Consider the following 4047-nt stretch of genomic DNA (forward strand, 5'->3'; position numbering starts at 1 on the left):
ACCAGTATCTGCGCGACGCCGGCGTCTACTACCGCGTCTACGACAAGGCCGGCGCCAATGAGCGCGAATGGCCGCTGGCGCATGTCCCGGTTCTCATCGAGGAGAGCGAGTGGGCTGCGATCAGCGCCGGCCTCGTGCAGCGCGCCGAGTTGTTCGAGGAAACCATCGCCGATATCTACGGACCCAACCGGCTGGTCGAAAAAGGTATCCTGCCGGCGGGGTTGATCGCGGCCAGTCCGGAATATTTGCGGCCCGTCGTTGGCACCAGGCCGGCCGGCGGCCATTTCCTGCATTTCTGCGCCTTCGAGCTCGGCCGCGGGCCTGATGGCCAGTGGTGGGTGCTGGGCGATCGCACCCAGGCGCCGTCCGGCGCCGGTTTCGCGCTGGAGAACCGCGTCGCCACCACACGTGCGCTGTCCGATATCTATGGCGAGATGCATGTGCATCGCCTTGCCGGCTTTTTCCGCCGTTTTCGCGATGCGCTGATCGGCATGGCCAAGGAAACCGATGGCCGCGTCGCCATCCTGACGCCGGGGCCGCTCAACGAGACCTACTACGAACATGCCTACATCGCCCGTTATCTCGGCATCATGCTGCTCGAAGGCGAGGATTTGACCGTTTCCGGCGGCCGGCTGATGGTGCGCACGGTTTCCGGCCTGATGCCGATCAGCGTGTTGTGGCGGCGGCTCGATGCCGCCTTCGCCGATCCGCTCGAACTGCGCCCGGATTCGCAGATCGGCACGCCGGGCCTGGTCGAGGCGATCCGCCAGGGTGCGGTTGCGACCGTCAATGCGCTGGGCTCCGGTCTGATGGAGACGCGCGCGCTGCTCGCCTTCCTGCCCAAGATTTCACGTGCTTTGCGGGGCGAGGAATTGCTGCTGCCAAGCGTCGCGACATGGTGGTGCGGGCAAGCAACCGAACGCGCGCATGTGCTGGCCAATATCGATCGCATGGTTATCGGGCCGGCGCTGTCGACGAGACTTGCCTTCGAGGATGACGAACAGACGAAGCTCGGCTCGGCGCTGTCCGCCGGCGAGCGGGCGGAGCTGGTGGCGCGCATCGAACGCTATGGCGGCGACTTCGTCGGCCAGGAAGCGGTGACGCTTTCGACGACGCCCGTCTATGTCGGCGGCTGGCTAGAGCCGCGGCCGGCGAGCCTGCGCGTCTATCTGGCGCGCACGCCGGACGGCTGGACGGTGATGCCGGGCGGTTTTGCCCGCGTCGGCCTGTCGCTCGACCCGACGGCGATCGCCATGCAGCGTGGCGGCCAGGCAGCGGATGTCTGGGTTGTCAGCGACAAACCGGTAGAGCGCGAGACGCTGTTACCGCAAGAAGGCGACAGCTTTACCCGCACTAGGCCCGGCAGCCTGCCCAGCCGTGCGGCGGAAAACCTGACCTGGCTCGGCCGTTACATCGAGCGCTCCGAAGACACGGTGCGCATCCTGCGCGCCTACCATGTGCGGCTGGCCGAGACCTCCGACCCGGACATGCCGCTGCTCGCCGACATCAGGGATTATCTCGAACCTTTCGGCATCGACGTCGAGACGGCGATCCCGTCAGGATTGATCGGTACGCTGGATAGTGCGGTCTACAGCGCCGGGCAGATCCGCGACCGCTTCTCGCCCGATGGCTGGCTGGCGCTGAAGGACCTGTCGAAGACCATCCATCAGTTCGCAACGACGGTGGCGCCTGGCGACGACGCGACCCGGGCGATGACGGTCATTCTGCGCAAGCTTGCCGGCTTTTCCGGCCTGCTGCACGAGAACATGTACCGCTTCGCCGGCTGGCGCTTCCTCGAGATCGGCCGCCGGCTGGAGCGCGGCATCCAGATCGCCCGCACACTGTCGCGGCTGACCAGCGCCAAGGCGCCGGACGGGGCGCTCGACATGATGCTGGAGATCGGCGACAGCGTGATGACCCACCGCCGGCAGTATCCGGTGCAGGCCGGCCGGCGCACGGTGATCGATCTCCTGGCGCTCGACCCGCTCAATCCGCGCTCCATCCTGTTCCAGCTCGAAAGGCTGAAGGCCGAGATCGGCCTGTTGCCGCCGCTCGGCGGGGAGGGGCACATGTCGCCGGCGGCGAAAGAGATCCTGCAGCTCAACACCCAGATCGCCATCAAGGAGCCTTCGGATATGACGGCAAAGGCGCTGGACGAGCTCGCCTACGAAATCGGCGGCCTCTACAACAGCCTTGCCAAAGCCTATTTCGGATAACGCATGCTCTACGATATCAGGCTTCATCTCCACTACGACTACGCTGCTGCTGCTGGCGGCGGTCGTCATCAAGTGCGGGTACTGCCGTCGACGATATCGGGCGTGCAGCGTGTCATCGCCGCATCCTTGTCCTTTGCGCCGGCGCCCAGCGAGCGTTCCGACTTTTCCGATTTCTTCGGCAACAACGTCACCTCGATCGCCTTTCGCGACGCGCATGACGCGCTCGACATAAGGATGAGCGCACGCGTCTCGGTGTCGCGGCCCGAGCCCGGGCTCGACGTGTCGCCCGATATTGGCCGGCTCAGGCAGGAGCTCGCCGCGGTGCGGTCGCTGGCGCCTGATACACCGCACCATTTCCTGACGGCCAGCACCCATGCCGGTATCGATGGTGCGATCACCACCTACGCGCGGGACAGCATAGCCGGCTCTGCCGCCGGCACGGCCATGAACCTGTGCAATCGGATCCATCGCGATTTTACCTATGACGGCGAGGCAACCACGGTGCGGACCCGGGCCAGCGATGCCTTCAAGCTGAAGCGCGGCGTCTGCCAGGACTTTTCGCACATCATGATCGCCGGTCTGCGCGGGCTCGGCATTCCGGCTGGTTATGTCAGCGGATTCCTGCGCACCATCCCGCCGAAAGGCAAACCCCGGCTGGAAGGCGCCGATGCCATGCATGCCTGGGTCAAGGTCTGGTGCGGACGCGATGCCGGCTGGCAGGAATTCGATCCGACCAACGGCATGCGGGCCAGCAATGACCACATCACGGTCGGTTACGGCCGCGACTATTCGGACGTGGCGCCGATCGTTGGCGTGCTCAAGACCACTGGGGGACAGGTCGGCGAGCAAGCTGTCGATGTCATTCCGGTCGTGCTCGAAAAGGCCTGAAAGCAGGCCGCACCCGTAGCGGTTTCTTCGCAGCAACTCCGGATGGACAAGACTGCTTCTCAAACACCGATGTGGCCGCTAATCTGCATTCGTTTCGAAGTGGACGATAATTGTATTCTTAAGCGCGTGGCGCGGGGTTTCTGTATTGAGAGCGATCAGCGTCGTCATTCCTGCCTGCAACGCGGCGGCGACCATCGCGGCGACGCTGGCGTCGCTTCGCAGCGAGGCCGAGATCATCGGCGAGATCCTGCTGGTTGACGATGCATCGACCGACGGCACGGCAACTGTCGCGCAGGAGGCCGCGGCGGGACTGTCGTTGCCGTTGCGTGTGCTGCCGGCCAGTTGCCGCGATGCCGGCGATGCCCGCAATGCGGCGCTGGTGGAGGCGGCCCATCCCTGGGTATACCTGATCGATGCCGACGACCTGCATCTGCAAGGCGGATTGCGCTCGCTGCTCCGGAAGGCGGAGGAGCAGCCGAAAGCCGATATGATCGTGGGCGCCTACCGGCGACGGGTGAACGGCCAGGATCGACAGATCAAGGTGCCAAACGGCTATCGGGCTGCGTGCCTGGCAAACGCTTCGGCCTATGTGAAAGGCGACATACGGTCGGTCGCCGTGGGCAGCGTCCTGGCATCCCGATCGCTGATCGGCGAGACGAGATTCCCGGTCGGATTGGCTTATGACGAGGATACGCTGTTCTGGGCGCGGCTGATGAGCAAGGCATCGCTGGCCATGGTTTCGCAACCCGTCATGGTCTATGAGGTTTCGCCGGTGCGTTCCGACGATCGCTTTGCGATCAACCCGGTACGGCGCTTCCTGGATTGGCGCCGACAATTGCGCACGCTTACCGACTGCAACATCCCGATGTCGGCGCTCAAGACCAGGGAAGGGCTTGTCGCCCTCAAGATCGCCCGGGTCCACTATGCGCGCGGCGATCTGGAC

3 protein-coding genes are annotated in these 4047 nt (G+C 64.9%); all 3 read left to right on the plus strand.

Annotation, left to right across the window (positions count from 1 at the left end):
* Positions 1-2216, plus strand: a 2216-nt coding sequence (locus EN935_RS25305; RefSeq protein WP_127373724.1) for a circularly permuted type 2 ATP-grasp protein, incomplete at its 5' end; no start/stop codon positions are given.
* A gap of 3 nt (positions 2217-2219) precedes the next feature.
* On the plus strand, positions 2220-3104 hold the full coding sequence (locus tag EN935_RS25310) for a transglutaminase family protein (RefSeq protein ID WP_127263728.1): 885 nt from the start codon (positions 2220-2222) through the stop codon (positions 3102-3104).
* A 145-nt stretch (positions 3105-3249) separates the two neighbouring features.
* Positions 3250-4047 (plus strand): glycosyltransferase family A protein (locus EN935_RS25315; protein WP_164771326.1); only part of this gene is annotated, 798 nt, incomplete at its 3' end.

The organism is Mesorhizobium sp. M7D.F.Ca.US.004.03.1.1 (assembly GCF_003998635.1).
GTDB classification, from domain to species: Bacteria; Pseudomonadota; Alphaproteobacteria; order Rhizobiales; family Rhizobiaceae; genus Mesorhizobium; species Mesorhizobium loti.

Coding starts and splice junctions, on each gene's coding strand:
- EN935_RS25310 (WP_127263728.1), top strand. CDS start 2,220: ATGCTCTACGATATCAGGCTTCATCTCCACTACGACTACGCTGCTGCT.